The organism is Chamaesiphon sp. OTE_8_metabat_110, assembly GCF_031382685.1.
GTDB lineage: Bacteria > Cyanobacteriota > Cyanobacteriia > Cyanobacteriales > Chamaesiphonaceae > Chamaesiphon.
This window is the reverse complement of record NZ_JANMZA010000027.1, coordinates 1-16,966: the sequence shown is the minus strand read 5'-3', so window position 1 is coordinate 16,966 and position 16,966 is coordinate 1. Positions and strand designations below refer to the sequence as shown.

17 protein-coding genes are annotated in these 16,966 nt (G+C 44.5%); 8 read left to right on the top strand and 9 right to left on the bottom strand.

Annotated elements, in window-relative coordinates; translation table 11 throughout:
* The first annotated feature begins 249 nt into the window (after positions 1-249).
* A complete protein-coding gene (locus RMO52_RS01075) occupies positions 250-975 on the top strand; it encodes a phosphoadenylyl-sulfate reductase (protein WP_310410195.1) in 726 nt (241 codons plus the stop codon).
* Between the two features lie 828 nt (positions 976-1,803).
* On the opposite strand, the gene RMO52_RS01070 is transcribed toward RMO52_RS01075, so the two are convergent.
* From RMO52_RS01070 to cas12k, 3 genes are all read right to left on the bottom strand, one after another.
* Positions 1,804-1,953 (bottom strand): hypothetical protein, encoded by a 150-nt coding sequence (locus RMO52_RS01070; protein ID WP_309742179.1) that lies wholly within the window; start codon positions 1,951-1,953, stop codon positions 1,804-1,806.
* A gap of 165 nt (positions 1,954-2,118) precedes the next feature.
* Positions 2,119-2,442, bottom strand: a complete 324-nt coding sequence (locus tag RMO52_RS24590) for a hypothetical protein (protein WP_396134851.1) — start codon at positions 2,440-2,442, stop codon at positions 2,119-2,121.
* An 8-nt stretch (positions 2,443-2,450) separates the two neighbouring features.
* Positions 2,451-2,948, bottom strand: a complete 498-nt coding sequence (cas12k, locus tag RMO52_RS01060) for a type V CRISPR-associated protein Cas12k (protein WP_310410192.1) — start codon at positions 2,946-2,948, stop codon at positions 2,451-2,453.
* A 22-nt stretch (positions 2,949-2,970) separates the two neighbouring features.
* Between cas12k and RMO52_RS01055 the strand changes: the two genes are divergently transcribed.
* Positions 2,971-3,726 carry a MerR family transcriptional regulator gene (locus tag RMO52_RS01055; protein WP_310410198.1) on the top strand — a complete coding sequence of 252 codons (756 nt, stop codon included), beginning with the start codon at positions 2,971-2,973 and terminating at the stop codon, positions 3,724-3,726.
* 495 nt (positions 3,727-4,221) lie between these two features.
* Here the strand turns inward: RMO52_RS01055 and RMO52_RS01050 are convergent, their stop codons facing one another.
* Positions 4,222-5,538, bottom strand: coding sequence for a hypothetical protein (locus tag RMO52_RS01050; protein WP_310410190.1), 1,317 nt, complete (start codon positions 5,536-5,538; stop codon positions 4,222-4,224).
* A gap of 316 nt (positions 5,539-5,854) precedes the next feature.
* Between RMO52_RS01050 and RMO52_RS01045 the strand changes: the two genes are divergently transcribed.
* The 4 genes from RMO52_RS01045 (at position 5,855) to RMO52_RS01030 (ending at position 9,022) form a co-directional block, all read left to right on the top strand.
* Positions 5,855-6,682 (top strand): TIGR04255 family protein, encoded by an 828-nt coding sequence (locus RMO52_RS01045; RefSeq protein WP_310410188.1) that lies wholly within the window; start codon positions 5,855-5,857, stop codon positions 6,680-6,682.
* Positions 6,679-7,662 carry a hypothetical protein gene (locus tag RMO52_RS01040; RefSeq protein WP_310410185.1) on the top strand — a complete coding sequence of 328 codons (984 nt, stop codon included), beginning with the start codon at positions 6,679-6,681 and terminating at the stop codon, positions 7,660-7,662. The genes RMO52_RS01045 and RMO52_RS01040 overlap by 4 nt, the downstream gene beginning before the upstream one ends.
* Positions 7,663-7,664: 2 nt before the next feature.
* Positions 7,665-8,522 (top strand): hypothetical protein, encoded by an 858-nt coding sequence (locus tag RMO52_RS01035; protein WP_310410183.1) that lies wholly within the window; start codon positions 7,665-7,667, stop codon positions 8,520-8,522.
* Between the two features lie 221 nt (positions 8,523-8,743).
* A complete protein-coding gene (locus RMO52_RS01030) occupies positions 8,744-9,022 on the top strand; it encodes a hypothetical protein (protein WP_309737906.1) in 279 nt (92 codons plus the stop codon).
* A gap of 48 nt (positions 9,023-9,070) precedes the next feature.
* Here the strand turns inward: RMO52_RS01030 and RMO52_RS01025 are convergent, their stop codons facing one another.
* The 3 genes from RMO52_RS01025 to RMO52_RS01015 form a co-directional block, all read right to left on the bottom strand.
* A complete protein-coding gene (locus tag RMO52_RS01025) occupies positions 9,071-9,472 on the bottom strand; it encodes a hypothetical protein (RefSeq protein WP_309737907.1) in 402 nt (133 codons plus the stop codon).
* Positions 9,469-10,368 carry an ATP-binding protein gene (locus RMO52_RS01020; protein WP_309737909.1) on the bottom strand — a complete coding sequence of 300 codons (900 nt, stop codon included), beginning with the start codon at positions 10,366-10,368 and terminating at the stop codon, positions 9,469-9,471. The genes RMO52_RS01025 and RMO52_RS01020 overlap by 4 nt, the downstream gene beginning before the upstream one ends.
* A 149-nt stretch (positions 10,369-10,517) precedes the next feature.
* A complete protein-coding gene (locus tag RMO52_RS01015) occupies positions 10,518-11,420 on the bottom strand; it encodes a Mu transposase C-terminal domain-containing protein (RefSeq protein WP_309737911.1) in 903 nt (300 codons plus the stop codon).
* 111 nt (positions 11,421-11,531) lie between these two features.
* Here RMO52_RS01015 and RMO52_RS01010 point away from each other — a divergent pair, with 111 nt between their 5' ends.
* On the top strand, positions 11,532-12,098 hold the full coding sequence (locus tag RMO52_RS01010; RefSeq protein ID WP_309737913.1) for a Uma2 family endonuclease: 567 nt from the start codon (positions 11,532-11,534) through the stop codon (positions 12,096-12,098).
* Positions 12,099-12,117: 19 nt separating this feature from the next.
* Here the strand turns inward: RMO52_RS01010 and uca are convergent, their stop codons facing one another.
* Positions 12,118-15,765, bottom strand: a complete 3,648-nt coding sequence (gene uca, locus RMO52_RS01005) for an urea carboxylase (RefSeq protein ID WP_310410180.1) — start codon at positions 15,763-15,765, stop codon at positions 12,118-12,120.
* A 131-nt stretch (positions 15,766-15,896) separates the two neighbouring features.
* Here uca and RMO52_RS01000 point away from each other — a divergent pair, with 131 nt between their 5' ends.
* Positions 15,897-16,517 (top strand): antibiotic biosynthesis monooxygenase, encoded by a 621-nt coding sequence (locus RMO52_RS01000; RefSeq protein WP_309737915.1) that lies wholly within the window; start codon positions 15,897-15,899, stop codon positions 16,515-16,517.
* Positions 16,518-16,621: 104 nt separating this feature from the next.
* Here the strand turns inward: RMO52_RS01000 and RMO52_RS00995 are convergent.
* Positions 16,622-16,966, bottom strand: a 345-nt coding sequence (locus RMO52_RS00995) for a DUF1989 domain-containing protein (RefSeq protein ID WP_310410178.1), incomplete at its 5' end; no start/stop codon positions are given.

Genomic DNA, 16,966 nt, shown 5'->3' with positions numbered 1-16,966 from the left:
CAATACTAAAAAAGATTGTATTGTTACCTTCGCAGGAGGTCTATTAATTACCTTTACCCTTTACCCTTTACCCTTTACCCTTTACCCTTTACCCTTTACCCTTTACCCTTTACCCTTTACCCTTTACCCCTTACCCTTTACCCTCTTACCCCTTACCCGTTACCCCTTACCCTTTACCCCTTCTTCCCCCTCTCTAGTAAAATAAACTTAGCAGACCGCTCCTTAATTTTTTCCAGATCGCATAGCACCATGAGCCAGACGACCGTAGCACTTGACTTTCCGACCCTTAATGCCGAACTAAGCCAGCAGACTCCTCAAGCCATCATCAAACGTGCCTTGAGCCTGTTCGATAATATTTCCATCTCTTTTAGTGGCGCTGAGGATGTGGTCTTAATCGATATGGCATATAAGATTAATCCCAACGTCAGAGTATTTAGCCTAGATACTGGGCGTCTCCATCCGGAAACTTACCAATTTATCGATCGAGTCAGAAAGCACTATGGTATCGCGATCGATGTCGTGTACCCAGAAGCAGCACCCGTCGAAGCGATGGTGAAGGCTAAAGGTTTATTTAGCTTCTATGAAGATGGACACCAAGAATGCTGTGGAGTGCGAAAAGTGGCTCCCCTGCGACGTAAGTTAGCGACCCTCGATGCCTGGATTACCGGACAGCGCAAGGATCAAAGTCCTTCGACTCGCGCAGAGGTACCCGCGATCCAAGCTGATGGTGCTTTCTCGACTCCAGAACATCCCCTAGTCAAGTTCAATCCGTTGGCTAATTGGTCGTCTGCGGATGTCTGGAATTACATTCGCGCACTAGAAGTACCTTACAACGCTCTCCACGAACGCGGCTTTATTAGTATCGGTTGCGAACCCTGCACCAAGCCGACACTACCTCAGCAGCACGAACGCGAAGGTCGCTGGTGGTGGGAAGAAGCTACGCAAAAAGAATGCGGTCTGCACGCTCCTAAGTAGCTTGTTGTACATTCGCACATTAAATGTCGCTATTTGCAAATTAGTGTCGTTTTTCGCAAGATAATGTCGCAAAACACCTAAGCAGACATATTTTTTCGTAAATTCGCAATTTAATGTCGCTAATTTGTGAATTAGATCCCGTTCGCAAATTAGTGTCGTTTTCGCTATGCGACAATAATGTTCTTGTAATCTTCCATTGCCAAAGTCTTCATCATTGAAAGCTATTATTAACAATCGGAAATTGAGCATCTGCGTAGCCTCTTCCCACCTTTCAATCCACCAATTTTTGCGATCGCAAACAACAGTCTTTTGGAGTCGCTTCCTCCCACCTTTCAATCCGCTCATTTAGTAGAAAATAATTGCAATCATTACAAGAGAAATAGATTGCAGTCATCAAAACCGATCTTTCAACCCACCCATCTCTGGGAAGGCGATAGCAACGAGAGCGATCGCTCTGGGGAGATAATCTTTGCGGTCTTTCAACCCACCCATCTCTGGGAAGGCGATAGCAACTCCCGGAGCCAAAACCCTTGTCTGGAAAGCTTTTCAAACTAGTTTTTGGCAAAGCTGCTAAAAACATGTCTTATGGACTCATCAGGAGGACTGCCTTGGTAATTTCAAACTAGTGAAAGTATTGCTAGCAGAGAGATTCTGGATTTTGGCAAACCTCTAGGGGTTTTTGACCTCACTATTAGGTTTGCCAATAAAAATTATGGCGGATTCCTCCTCGATCGGAGGCGATTCAGTAACTGCCACTCCGGTCACACCATCTACTTCAATAAAATGAAGACATAATGCACCCGTACTTTCACAAAATGAAAGCTTTACCTACTTCTGCTGGGGGCGCACCTGCGCTACTTTAGAGAAAGAGAATTTCATCAATGCAGCATCCCATCCCCACACAAATCTCCCAATGAGATAGGTACCAGGATGGCAGTCAGTAAGCGGACAGTTGCCAGGGCCGGAAAGTACAGTCATCTACGATGACCAAACAGACCCACATTTTTCACGGTTCATTGGCTCAGAAAGCTTAAACTGCGGCGCGGTTAAACTATATATTAACTTGTCTAGGTGCGGATGTACTGTAAAAACCATCTCGTTTTGAGGAGACTGGCATTTGCCAAGGCAGACGCGAACGCGAGACTAAGCTGACGATCGAGAGTGATAAGTTGCGATCGCGATATCCTTCGCTTGTTCTTGAGGACTAGCCCTGGCTGGCTGAAATCCTGACTCAACCGCGACCCCAAGTTGCTGGGCTTTTGAACGAATAGTTTCAATCAGTCTGTTGTAGCTCCAGCGAGAGATGGTCATCTGGTAATCTTTTACATACTTTTTTTGAGCCTCAACTGAACCAGGACATCTCTGTTCTGCTCTAGCGGTAATCTCACTGGCGAGTACCGTTCTAACATGTGTCAGAGTAGGGATTACGATGCTGTCAGCTCGATATTGTTGTGCGAGTTTAACGATCTCATTTGCTAGTAGACGATCGACATATTCTCCCAGATCTGAAGATTAGCATTGGGAGCCGATTGGGTCGATTGCTCTGTATTCAGTTCGCTGAGAATATCTTGCGCCCGTCGTTTGATAACATCAAGGCTAGAGCCGCTGAGTTCGATCGATTCACGATCGCTTTTGACTACATCCAACCAACGTTGCTTTCCGTCTATGCGGCGGCGGAGATTTTGCTGGATAGCCAGCCATGATTCATAGGTATACAGCACCATCAAGATAGCAGAGGCATAGAAACGCCCAGGTTGCCCAGGATAAATTTCTCTGAGCGGCGTACAAAGATCCATAACTGCCTTCTTCGGGATAGAACCTCTACGTTGCCAGATCCCAAAATCAGAATGTTGACTTACTCGCTTTATCAATTCGCAAATCAGAGGAGTATTACGCTCTGCCATCAAATACCAGAGCTGGCGACGAATAGGTTTGGGAGCAGTGAGACGACAGTGAATTGTGATAATGCTCATAAACTAAGGCAACATTGATTTGGTGGCTAGCTGGGGTACGATCGATAGTATGCAGGAACCATTTTTTACTAGTAAGCAAGCGTCAGACATATCTGGTTGTACATTGCGCCAATTGCAATATTGGCGGGAAAAAGAGATTGTCGTGCCCACCGTCGGTTCTCAGGGAACGGGTCGGAGTGTCTATTACAGTCCATCGGAGGTAGTGGAACTGGGGATAATGGAATACTGTCTGGGAGCGGGATTAAATATGGAAATCGCCGATGCTGCGCTCAAAGCCTTAAAGGAGAAATCCCCCGACTCGATCCAGACAGTATCCCAGTCGTGGCTATTGTCTTGGGATGGACAAAAGAGAGTGCTAGATCTGGTTGATTTTGATGAAACCCAGGCAGTGGAGTGGTTGCAAGCAGGTAGAGTCATGATTCTTCTGCTATTAGATGAATATGAAGCTAATAATGGATTATTAGTTGCGGCAACCAACCTGACCAGGTTCTTGGATGAAGCTGTGTGGCGAAGATTTGATGATACGATCGAAGTACCAAAGCCAACACAGGCAGAAATTGAGGGTATTCTAAAACAGACACTTTCTTCAGTCGAAACTGGAAAAATCGATTGGCAGTCGAGCGTGTCAATGATGATTGATTCCTCCGCCGCACAAGTTGTCAGAGTGGCACAAGATGCCGCTAAACGAGCGATCTTAGATCGAGAGGAGCTAGTCGTTCAAAAACATTTAGAACAGTCAATACAAGAAATATTAACTACTCATGTCAGATCGTTCTAAGCAGTTTCCCCACATTCCACTCAGACGGATCGAGACAGTCTCTGCACGTTCGGGAAGACCACAATCATCAATTTCAAATATTTGATTGCCTAAATATTAGGATTAGCTAGGAATTTATCTGTTAATAACGACGGTAGAGTTGTTTGAGTAGATAGGTGGATCTGTATTCATTCTGCGATCGATAGGTGTCCACTCTTTATTTTCAGCATATCTAGAATGACGATCGAGTGTTTACTTTTGTCATCGATCGCGGATAATAATAATTCAGCTTGTACTGGACGGTAGAAAATCGCATCGACAACTAAGTTCTAAGATTCTACGCCTATTTCTGCTAAAGCTTATTTTAGAGCAGCAGCATTATCTCGATCGATCTTAATATGCCATAATGAGCAGAGATTAGCTCAAATCAAATACCTATCTTATCATTAAAATGAAACTATTTTACTCCTCCAAATAATTCTCCAGAAATATAAAATACTGTATATTTAATAGATTCTAGAATTTGTACCCATCCCCAATCTCTGCATAATTTAGATCTGTCTGCAAAAATAAATCGCCTGGAAAATATGACAAGATAATATCTAACGAGTTGTTTTTATGGAATGACGTAAAAAAGTCTTTCCTAGCAGATCTAATCACTCTATCAGATTTATCCATGCCCAGTCTTTCTACTATTATTTCACCATAGGTTTGTCTTTCAATTCCAAAAGTTACTTCATCAATTTTTTTGTATTTAGAAGTGATTTTTCTATATGTAGTTGAAAATGTATTACACCCCTCTGCAACCATGACAAATGGAATTGAGTAGTTTTCTTTTTCATCTTCTGGTATAGATAAAGTGTCCGATCTTACTGGAAATAAAATTGGTGGACTCCAATATTGATTTCTGAGTTTTTTTATCAATAAATTAATTGCCACAGGCGGCCAACTTTCCCTGTCTAGCTTGCTTTCTTCAATGTCTTTTCCTTCATCACTTAATGCTTCTTCTAATAAAGTATCTGCAAATCCAAATGGATACGGTAATCCTTGCATTTTGCCGATGGATGGATTGACATCAATGTACAATTCTTCAGTTGGTAGACGTTTCCCAACTCTAAAATTTCTTGTCTTCTGTTCTCTTTCCGTGAGATTCCTGAGAAATTCAATATTTTCAGTACGTTTCAGAAACCAGATCGGCCAAAGTGCGACCACGGTAGTAGCAAGGACTTGAATGTACCGATCGCGTTCTAAATAAAGAATTCTTTGGATTAACGATTCTCGATCTTCTCCCGTTTTGACACCAATAGATGGAAATTTAACATCAGCTATATCACTTAATAGATTATTAGCAAGAAAGCTTTCCCAACCACCATTATCTTTCACTAATTCCTTAGCATATTTTCCCCATTGCCGAATATTATCATCATATCTACCTTCAGTAGCTCGTCCAGTTCCATCAACAATTTTTGTCAATCTTTGGGCTGGATTATTCGGGGCATCTAAAGCATAAAAATTTCGACATTGATAGATAGTATTGATAAAGCTATTAACTCGCTTTTCCTTCGATCCAACACTCTTACAGAATAAAGATTGCCACAGTTCTAGGCTAATATCAAACGCCGAATCATCATCTGCAAATAAAGGCGTAAAATTAATCAGATCCTTGTCATCATTGATATCTTGAATACTTCTAATACTTGGATCGGGTTTTTCTGTCGAGTCTGGATCTAGTTCCTTGAGTTTGGCAAGCACCACCATCCAGCGGATGTGGTCGAGTAATACATCCCTGTTATCTTTTTTTGAGTCGCTGTGGCTATCTTTGGATTTGGTCATCGGGTTATCTGCACTCGCGTAATATCTTCACAGTAGAGTCATTTAGCGTCTTCTGCGGAGAATATTGTCCTGACAACTTACTCAATCACTTGTCACGGCTACTATTTGGACGGCAGCGTAGGTGGGGTTTTTTCCTCCTACTATAGCCATAGACGATTTACATGTCAAACAATATTGCTTATAGACACGTAGCACCTATAAGTAATATCCGTAAAATGGCTTGTGCTGAATAGCTTCACACTTTATTTCACACTGCTGTTATAAGATATGTATATCAGGGCATGATAAAAATAATCATCTGCTCAAGTACCACACCATGTTTGCGAAAGTCGCAAAAGGCACGCCGAAAGTGATTGATGTTAATCCACTCATCGCCACACCGCCATCAGAGGTGCCATTAACAAATGCGCCCTTGGTGAGAGCGATCGCGCAGATCAGGTTTCCGCCGATTCTGTCGATCGAGCAACAGGCGTTTGTCGGTTCATTTCAAGAGGCGATTCGGGCAGAATACCCGACCCTCGAACCTGTAAAAACGCAAAGCCTAACATTGAATACTGACGGTGCATCCGTAACTCCGACACTTCAGACAACCTGGTGTTTTTGGAATGCAGATCGGACGTGGCGGATCTCCCTAGCAAGTAATTCTGTGTCGATCGAAACGACTAAATACACCAGTCGCACCGACTTTTTGGCACGATTAGAAAATTTGCTGGTCAAACTTCACAGTAACTTTCACTTGTCGCAGATCGATCGAGTGGGCTTACGCTATATCGATCGGGTTGTCGGTCAAAATCTGGAAGACATATCACAGTTGATTCGACCCGAAATGGCTGGGATTAGCTGTAGTGAACTTCAAGAGTACGTTCATCAAGTGCTGCACGAGTCATTATTTTTATTGCCAGAAGCTCAAATATCGGCTAGATGGGGTGTCATGCCTGCAAATGCTACTTTTGACCCTTACGCGATCGAAGCTGTCCCCGAACGTAGCTGGATACTCGATCTAGATATATCTGCGACAAAGCCCCAAGTATTTAACCTTGAAGCCCTCATGGATCAGGCTCTCAGCTTTACCGAGAGAATCTATACATTCTTTCGCTGGGCGGTAACTGATGAATTTTTACGACGCTATGGTGGTAAATTATGAGTCCTCTGTTAGAAACAACAACTAATCGTAGCTTGTCTTCCCAAGCCAAAGGAATGTCTACCGTAGAGGATAGATTATCGACAAGTCTTAGTTATTCGATCGATTCAGCAATATTTACGAGCGATCGCAGCACAGCAATGGTGGCGGAAATACATAAGCATCATCTTTTAGCTGCTCTAAATATGACAACTAGCGGTGTAGAGATTGGAGTAACCATTCCGAAAAGTGTCTTATTATCCATCATTGCTACACATAATTACTCCAAGCACGAGCAAGTGTATCAAAGCAGATGCTATCCGTTTGCAAATGCGATGGAAGACGTTTGTGCGATCGGTCAGCCAACAGTTAAAAATGGATTCCTTTGGCCAAATCGCGATCTAATCCGTCAAGGCTTAGAGCTTCCGATCTCTTTGTTAATGGGGAAAATTTGGAAAAAATTCCAAGCTTCAGATTTTCATATCAATTCAACGAAACTAGATCGAGATGTCCATGAGATCGAAACAGCCACACTTCCCATAAAATCTACACAGCAAACAGTTAATGAACTTAGAAAGTTGAGTGGTTTAACGTGGGAGCAACTTGCTACTCTGTTCAGTGTTTCGCGCCGGAGCGTCCACTTCTGGGCGAGTGGGGAACCGTTGTCTTCAGCTAATGAGGAAAAGTTAAATCGAACTTTAGACGCGGTGAGGTACATTTCTCGCGGTAGTGCCAGTAGCAATCGCAGTCTATTAATGGGCATTGCTGATGACGGGAAATCCTACTTAGAACTACTTGCAACAGGTGAATTCGATCGAGTGAAAAGTATTCTCGGTGCTGGCAATGCTCCAAAACAACCTAAATTAGGGCAATTATCTCAAGCAGCAGAGATGGCTCGAATGCCTCCCAATCCAGCAGATCTGGTAGATGCCCTCCAAGATTCAATCCATCAGGAAGTGGGTAAATCGAGAGCGGCTAAAAGTGTGAGGAGTCGAAATAAATAGTGGTGAGTAACGAACCAGACGGTTGGATTCCAGAAATAGATTCGGCTTTGAGCAAATGGTCTCAAGGCGATTGTACGATCGGAGACGATTGTTGGTTCGTTAATCGCTTCGATCCTCAACGTCCAGTAACGCTTGAGGCGAAGAACTTTGTAGTTGCAGAAGCTAATACTGATACGGATTTATTAGAGTCACAAGTCAGAGGCTTTGTCGTCGTCACTCAAACATGCGATCTAGTTCGATCTTGTGCCGAGCGTGCTTTTGTTGAAATCTCGCCATTGGTAGCAGTTAATTCTACATGGATAGAAGAGATACGGAAACTGAAAAGACCCCGATATGCGTATATTGCGGGAGTTGCCGATCGCTTTCTGGTCGCCGATCTCGATCTAGTAATGACTGTAGAAAAGGATGTTGTAGCGGCATGGGAGAGAATACCAGGATGCCGGAGCGATGCAGATACTCGATCTCTAGCAGAGGCATTAGCACGCAAACGCAGTCGATTTGCCTTTCCCGATGATTTTAATCGGTTCGCTCAAAAGCTGCAAAAGCGAATGCAGGACAAACACGAGAAATCTACTGATGAAGGTGATGCTCTCCGCGCCTTACGTGAAATCAGAGTAAGTGCTACACCTGCTTGGGATGCAAATGCCGTAGAACTAATATTCTGGTTTGTCCGCGCTGAGACAGACGATCGCTTCGGCGAGAAAGAATGGCATGAATGGCTAGATAGCTGGCTAAAACTACTCCCTGAATCAGCAAGATTTAGCTCTGTGGATGGCTCAGTAGTAACGCTGGATGATATGACAGCTAAGGAATATGTCAATAGCGATCGACTCGATCTCGATCGCTTGTCTTCTCATTAGAATTTATTTTATAGGTTTCTATCATCTATTTGATGCTTGTCATACATATAGCATTGTTTTTTATCCGCCGTTGACAAATATTAGGACAACTTTTTAGGGTAAATAAGTCACTGAAAAACAGTCGCCTCTTTCGGCGATAAAGCTTCCAGAGACGACTCAATTAAAAATTCTTACCCCTATCATATCGCCCTTTATTGTCGGTTGATAGGGCAATATCCGCCATGAAACAACAAAAGACAATAACCGATCGTTCACCCCATCTCTTGGAGGTCGATCGTCTCGAAAAGGAATCACTAACGCAAATTTTCTCTGGCAAGGTGCTAGCAACCATTGTCAAAGATTTCTACCCTCAAGATCTCTTGGAAAAATTTGCAACGATCTATCTTGGATTCGGCTCGATCGAACTATTGCCCACGGTCAAGGCGGCGGTCAAAAAGCAGATCGCGGCACCATTAATGATATCTCAATCACCCAAGTCCTACATGCGGATGGTGAGATAAACCACTATCTCGAAAGCATAGAAAATTTTCAAATTGGTCAACAAGTTTCTATTCGTGTCGATGGTGACTGGAGATTAGCCAACAGTAAACTCCACACGGCTGGACACGCAATTGCCGTGGACTTTCTCTGTAACAAGCCCCACACAGCCGAATTGGGCGAGATTGAAACGTTCTCTCTCGGCTCGGCAACATATCCTGAAACCGCGACAGATCTAAACCAATTAAACTGGCGATCGGTCCCAACTCTTCCTCAGTCGGAAATGGATTGAAATACAGTTTCTCCCATCTAGCAATTATGCCCCCAATCCCCGCCGCCTGACCTAGCGAATAAGCCGATGGTAGACTATTTGCTTTGAATTGCCGCAACCGTCCGAGATAATGGCTGATACTCTCATGCTCCAATGGTTCCACATAGCCTAACTGGGGCACTCGATCGTCAAGCTGACTCAAGAAAAATCTCCTTCTAAAAGTATCTGTTTCGAGCTATCGCTTGCAGGTGGTACATTTCTCGATTCCAGGGCAATATACTTCTTACCGTAACGATTGACAATATTGCTCAAAACCGTTTCATCAATCTTGAGATGTCCCTTTTTTACAGAATGTAAAACCACCTTTGATATAAGTTCAATCAAAAGACCAATCCGCGCTTGAGTATTTACTAACAACGTTTGAAATAGAGTTCCTTCTGACAGGTTAGAAGCTTGAGGAAGTGCCAAAATCTCTTCGATATCATCCAATGTATTCTTAAAATCTTTTTCATCTAGAGCATCGAACTCAAATAATGTTGGAAAATGAGTCAGCAAGTCGCCACTTTCCAAGTTCTCATCCAGCTTTTTAGTCCCGATTAAGATAATCGGAACGCCAGATTTCTCATGAAGCTGCTTTAGGTCGAGCAAGGCATCCTCTTGTAAATGATGGGCATTATTAATTAGTATAAGTTCAATCCCAAATAGTTTAAGCGATTCAGCTAATCTAGGGCGTAAGTCTTGTCGTTTCCCTCTCCAAGCTGCATGTTTAATGTCTTGGATAATTTGTGAAAATAACCGTTGAGAACTTAAATTTGTCCATGCCTCAACATGGGAAACCCGTTTGGTATGTTCATCTCGATATTGCGCTGACGAACGGCTTTTTCCCACATGCCTCGGCCCGATCGCTCGACCACAATGTTTGAAGGCTCGTAGTTCATCTAACCATCGGGTATATTCCGAATGACGGTTGGTTGAGATAAAAACAGCTTTGAATAGTTCCTCAATCGCTGCTGCTTTTACCAGCAGATCGGTGATATCGATCGTTGGAGCCAAAACCTCGACGGGAACGTGAATTACCAGTTCTGATTGTTGTGTCATGTCTTACCAAATCCTTTTCAGTGTTTGATTTTTAGCAATAATAATTCGATTCCTTTCTGTCGTCGGCGTAGCCTCTTCCCTAGATAATTGATGAGTGGGATTGGACTCAGGCTTTGGTACTGGAGGTAAAGATTTAGGAGTCTGAAGCTTCATCTGTTCTCCTTGTTCAATTGTTTCAGCTCATACAGGCTCGAATCTTGAATATCCATGTTGATTGCATGAGCACAACCAATAAATTCGCCAGATCGATCGCCTGTAGCTTGAATGTAAGCATATAGCGTCAGAACATGGTCGGGATCGTAGTTTACTGTGACATATTGGCCTACAAATGGTTTCAATTCTTCACAGCGGTATGTCAGAGTTTCAAAGAAAATAGATCCATAAGCCTGAACGACCCGTTGTTCTTCCTTCATCAAGAGAATGTCTAGTTCACGCTCATTTAGCTGTTCTGGCAACTTGCCACCCATTCCTCTTAACCATTTCTCATAGCGGGTATCACGGGGATCTTTAGGATATGGCTGATGATTATAGTCATCACAGAAGTAAGCGGCTAGAATCTTGTCAACATCTTCAATAGTTAAGCGAGCTTCCTTTTCTGCCCGTTCTGCACCACCATCCTCTGGTGATATATTTAAAAGGTTGCCATCTTCATCAACGATCCGAACATCTAATTTTGTGCGATCGCATTGAACGATTTGGTTACTGAAATCCGCTTTGAGTAGTTTTCCATCTCTGGTTTCAACACTCATCCAAGAACCCGCTCCTGGATTTCTAATTCTGCGCTTCTGCCTTGCAACTAGAGGTTTTAGAATCCGGTAAATAGTCGCCTGATGAGGATAGTCACCTTCTTCATGTCGAAGATCGATTAATGCGTGACGGTGAACCTCTCGCACAATATTCGCTGGAGTGAGCAGGTGCTTATCTTTGACACTTTGTTCATAGACACTGCGGATATACTCAGGCCAATATTCACCAATCCGATGTTGCCCTTTATCAGAACGATCGATTCCCGCAGTCTCATGTAGCTGTTCATCAGTATATCGATCGAGCAATCGTTCAACCTGACGAATCGAGATATCTAACGTTTTCGATATCTGCTGCTTGCGTTCGGACTTAACCTCAGTGGTATAATTTTACCAATCTTTTAGCAATTGAGGCTATGTATGGTTGCAACACAAGAGCATTTGCCCCGACTTACCCCCAAAGAGTACTTTGCTTGGGAGGAGCAGCAGGAAATCAAGCACGAGTACTTCGATGGCGAAGTATTTGCGATGAGTGGTGGGACGACAGACCACAGTAAAATTGCCACAAATATCACTACACTAATCGACAATCATTTAGGTGATGGCGATTGCCAAATCTTTAACTCCGATGCCCGCATCAAAATTCAAGCATCTGAAAAATACGTTTATCCAGACGCGAGCGTAACCTGTGACGAGCGCGACCGACAAACACCTCAGTTCAATAGTTATGCCTGTACGATCGTCGAAGTACTCTCCCCCAGTACCGAAGCTTATGACCGAGGCAAGAAATTCAAGCTTTATCAGCGATCGACTAGCTTAATTGAATATGTCCTTGTCAGTGCTGAAGAAATCGAAATTGAAGTATTCCGCAAGAACGAACGCGGTAAGTGGGAAGTAACCAATTACGTTGCTGGGGATACGGTCGAACTAGAAAGTATCGGACTAACTTTTGCAATCGAACGAGTCTATCGTGGCATTGAGTTTTGAGAAACTGCTAAATTTACCATCAATCGTTACTACTCATCAATGCTAACAAGACTTGTCCGGTAGATACCATTTGTCCGGGCGTACAATAAACAGCCTCGATCGATCCTGTTTCCTCGGCTGCGATCGTCATTTCCATTTTCATTGCTTCGAGAATTACTAGTTTATCGCCGGGATTTACTATGTCTCCTGGCTTAACTAATACTTGCCATACATTAGCGGTTAAATGTGCGACAATCGGCGTACAGTTGGGTGGTAGCTCTAGAGTTGCTGGAGGCGGCGCGGCTTCTGGTTCGATGGCTTGTCTGGTGAATTCGCCAGCGGCTGCCCAGGCATTTCTTTCGGCTTGAAATGCCGCTTGTTGGGTGTTTTTAAACCTAGCAATATCATCGGTATTGTCAGTCAGAAATTGTTGATATGCCGATAAACTAAATGTTGTTTCTTCGACCTTTAATTTTACCCGTCCATAAATCAGATCTTCCCGATATTGTAATAGTTCTGTTGGCGAAACTGGGAAATATCTAATTTGGTCGAAGAAGCGTAATAACCACGGCTTGGTAAAGTCTGCCGTCTGACGATAACGATTCCAAATCGGCACGGTACGACCGACAAATTGATAACCGCCGGGGCCTTCCATCCCGTAAATACACATATATGCGCCGCCGATACCGACAGCATTTTCGGGCGTCCAAGTGCGGGCGGGATTATATTTGGTCGTGACTAGGCGATGGCGCGGATCGATCGGGGTAGCAACGGGCGCGCCTAAATAAACATCTCCCAATCCTAAGACTAAATAGCTGGCGGCGAAGACAATTTCGCGCACGGATTCAACTGAATCTAAACCATTAATGCGGCGAATAAATTCGATATTACTCGGACACCACGGCGCATCGTCGCGGACGGATTGGATGTATTTGTCGATCGCGAGTCGGGTCGAATCATCATCCCAAGACAAGGGCAAATGCACGATGCGGGTGGGTACGGTTAACTCGTCGATATTCTGTAAATTCGCGCGAGCGATCGTTAATAAATTTAATAATTCGCGTTCTGGTAAAATGCGACTATCATAGTGAATTTGGAGCGATCGAATGCCTGGAGTGAGGTCGATAATCCCCTCGATCGGATTAGCTTTGAGCCATTCCATTAAGGCGTGAATCTGGAATCGCAAGTTGAGATCGAGAACTAGTTCGCCATATTCAATTAAGAGATATTTATCGCCCGATCGACGGTAGGTAGTGAGGCTGTCACTAGCAGGTAATTTGTCTACTAACAATACTTGTTCTGGAGCATTATCTCTTGCTTGAGATACGAGTGTTTCTATCTCCCGATCTTGGGCGAGTTCTAGGGCATTGGCACGCTCGATTGTCATCGGTCGAAACCGGACTTTATCACCCGGTTTGAGTTGACCGATTTTCCATAATTCGGCTTGAACGATCGTCGCAGGACAGACGAAACCACCCAAACTAGGGCCATCATGAGCCAGAATAATCGGCATATCGCCCGTAAAATCGACAGTCCCGATCGCATAAGCATTATCGTGGATATTTGAGGGGTGCAAGCCCGCCTCACCACCATCTGTCCGCGCCCAGACTGGTTTGGGGCCGATCAGTCTAATTCCCGTCCGCGCTGAATTGTGATGGATTTCCCAGTCGGTAGCAAAAAACATCTCGATATCTTCAGGCGTGAAGAAATCCGGCGCACCATGAGGGCCATATATGACCCCAATTTCCCAATGATTCGCATAGCTGGGAATTAATTCGGGAGCTAAACTTTGGGGCTGAACTAAACCGCGTAACTCTAAACTCTCCCCGTCCCCCCGTCCCCCAGTCTCCCCGTCCCCTGCAAAATGCAAGACATCACCAGTCCGTAAAGTCCTGCCCCCATGCCCGCCACATTGACCGAGAGTGAAGGTGGATTTGCTGCCGAGATAGTTCGGGACATCAAAGCCGCCAGCGACGGTGAGATAGCTTCTATAGCCATTTCCAGTAATGCTAGCTAGCTTTAAAACACTACCCGATCTGACATGAATCACTGTCCACCACGGCACGGGTGCGCCGTCGAGAGTGGCTGTCATCTGCGCTCCCGTCAAACAGATCGCTCGATCGCAATTGAACCGGATTTTTGGCCCTGACACCGTACATTCCAATCCAGCGGCATCTGGAGGGTTATTTAGGAGTCGGTTCCCCAGTCTAAATGCTAAATGGTCGATCGGCCCTGATGGCGGTACGCCAACATCCCAGTAACCGATGCGCCCGGGATAATCTTGAATAGTAGTCTGGATGCCAGGATCGAGAATATCGATCGACTGAGGCTGATAATTAAAGGTTTTTAAAAACTGAGTGTGGACGTTTCCGGCTTGATATTCGGGGTCGGAAATTGCTTGAAATAAGTAGTCGAGATTAGTTTCAATTCCGGCGATCGTGGTATTAGTGAGGGTAGCTTGAAGTTTGGCGATCGCCCGATCGCGGTCGATGCCATATACCAAAACCTTGGCTAAGAGCGGATCGTAGTAGGGCGTGACTTCTGTACCTGCGGCGATCCAACTATCGACACGCACATATTTGGGGAAACTTACCGCCGTCAGCAAGCCAGCACTCGGCTGAAAATTATGATGGGGATCTTCAGCGTAGATGCGAACTTGAATTGCATGTCCTTGGGGTTGATAGTTATAGTTAGCTAAGTCGAGATCGTCCCCCGCTGCTAACCTTACCATCCATTCAACCAAATCGATGCCACTGACCAATTCTGTCACGCCATGTTCGACTTGAAGACGGGTATTTACCTCCAAAAAGTAGAATTCCTGACTATCGGCATCGACGATAAATTCTACCGTGCCCGCCGATCGATAATTAACAGCTTTCCCTAATTTAACAGCGGCTGAATATAGTTGCGATCGCAAGTTATCATCGATCCCTGGTGCAGGCGTTTCTTCAACTACTTTCTGATTGCGGCGTTGCAACGAACAATCGCGTTCTCCTAAAGCAATAACATTTCCTTTCCCATCACCAAAGATTTGGACTTCGATATGTCTGGCGCGGGGTAGATAACGCTCTAGGAAAATACCACCTTGACTAAAGTTTTGCTTACTCAATCGATCGACTCGATCGAATGCTGCTGCTAAACTACTACCATCTCGACAGATTTCCATCCCAATTCCGCCACCGCCAGCCGTACTTTTGAGCATCACTGGATAACCAATCTGCGCCGCGATCGTTTCTGCTTGGGATTGACTCTGAAGTAGATCGCTCCCGACTAACATTGGAATGCCATTCTCAGCCGCGATCGATCGGGCGGTATGCTTGAGTCCAAACTGTTGTAATTGAGCTGGTGTCGGGCCGATAAAAGCGATCTGGGCGGCTTCACAAGCGATCGCAAATGCAGCATTTTCACTCAAGAATCCATAGCCGGGATGAATAGCTTGGACGCGATTTTCCTGGGCGATTTGCAAAATGCGATCGGCTTGTAAATAACTTTCAGCGGCGGTAGCTTTACCAACACAGAATGATTCAGTCGCCATATTTACATGCGGTGCATGTCGATCGATCTCAGAATAAATCGCGATCGATTGGATGTTTAACCTGTCGAGGGTACGGATGATTCTACAGGCGATTTCGCCGCGATTGGCAATCAGGATTCGTTGACGGAGCCTCTCAGAAGGAGAATCGAGCATAATGTGTAGATTTTGATGTATGGATTATCGATCGATACAATTGGGTTCGTATTAGTGGTAGTTGCCTGGTTATTGGTTGTCTTCTATCATTAAGTCAGAACAAGCAAACCGACAAAGATTGAGAAGTGCTTATGGTTAAGATAGATCGCTCAAATACTGCGCTCGTTGGGCTGGATTTATATACAGTTGCAGAGCGACATCAATTAGGACTAGTGGATGCAATCAAAGAGCAAATCCAATCCTGGAAGTCCAATTCCTACTTTAGATCGGCGAGTGTGCATCAAAGTTTAGATGGGGTTCGCGTCTTCACCTACAGCCAGTGGCAACCAAAGTTCGATCGTCGAAGTTTGCAGCGTCCTGTGGTGTTCGATGAGTTTTTTCCTCCAGACTTATTGCAGTTAGAGGTATCGGCAAGCAAATCGATATCAGCAGAAGTTGATATCGTCGCAGGAGATCGCATTACTCATCTGGCAGAGTTTCGTATGATGCCTACGAATCAACCGGAAATGGTGAAGCGGACAACGACGGAACTCGACCGAGCAATGAGTAGTTCTCCAGGACTGATTTCGGCAACTTTTCATCGTAGTTTGGATGGAACTCGGATGTTCAATTATGGGCAGTGGGAGAGTAAAGAGGCATTTGAGGAGATCCTGAAACAATCAGGTTTTAATCCAGACAAGCCGTATTGGGAAGGATTAGCACGAAACGAATTTCATTTGTACAATGTTGTCCACGTAGAGACAGCAGGCTGATAACTGCGGTGCAGTGGACAGTCACAGGTTGGGCTTGGTGCCTCAATCCAACATTTACACATATTGCTTGAAGATTGTTGGGTTTCACATGCGTTGAACCCAACCTACGCATGGTTTGGGGCATCCCAAATCACCAAGCGAATTGGTGTGGGATTGTAGGCATTGCAGGGATTATTTACCTGGGGACAATTGGAGATTAATACCATCACATCCATCTCGGCTTGTAGCTCGACAATTTTCCCTGCTTCAGAAATCCCATCGACTATTTCCAAGCTGCCATCGGCACTGACAGGCACATTCATATAGAAGTTAATATTACTCACCAAATCTCGTTTATTCATTTCATACTTACTCAATTCTAGTAAGTAGTTTTCCACACAGGCGTGGAGATGTTTTTTATGCGAGCCATAGCGAACGGAATTACTTTCCATACTGCACGCACCGCCGAC

Coding starts and splice junctions, on each gene's coding strand:
- RMO52_RS01075 (WP_310410195.1), top strand. CDS start 250: ATGAGCCAGACGACCGTAGCACTTGACTTTCCGACCCTTAATGCCGAA.
- RMO52_RS01070 (WP_309742179.1), bottom strand. CDS start 1,953: ATGACTGTACTTTCCGGCCCTGGCAACTGTCCGCTTACTGACTGCCAT.
- cas12k (WP_310410192.1), bottom strand. CDS start 2,948: ATGAGCATTATCACAATTCACTGTCGTCTCACTGCTCCCAAACCTATT.
- RMO52_RS01050 (WP_310410190.1), bottom strand. CDS start 5,538: ATGACCAAATCCAAAGATAGCCACAGCGACTCAAAAAAAGATAACAGG.
- RMO52_RS01045 (WP_310410188.1), top strand. CDS start 5,855: ATGTTTGCGAAAGTCGCAAAAGGCACGCCGAAAGTGATTGATGTTAAT.
- RMO52_RS01040 (WP_310410185.1), top strand. CDS start 6,679: ATGAGTCCTCTGTTAGAAACAACAACTAATCGTAGCTTGTCTTCCCAA.
- RMO52_RS01030 (WP_309737906.1), top strand. CDS start 8,744: ATGAAACAACAAAAGACAATAACCGATCGTTCACCCCATCTCTTGGAG.
- RMO52_RS01020 (WP_309737909.1), bottom strand. CDS start 10,368: ATGACACAACAATCAGAACTGGTAATTCACGTTCCCGTCGAGGTTTTG.
- RMO52_RS01010 (WP_309737913.1), top strand. CDS start 11,532: ATGGTTGCAACACAAGAGCATTTGCCCCGACTTACCCCCAAAGAGTAC.
- uca (WP_310410180.1), bottom strand. CDS start 15,765: ATGCTCGATTCTCCTTCTGAGAGGCTCCGTCAACGAATCCTGATTGCC.
- RMO52_RS01000 (WP_309737915.1), top strand. CDS start 15,897: ATGGTTAAGATAGATCGCTCAAATACTGCGCTCGTTGGGCTGGATTTA.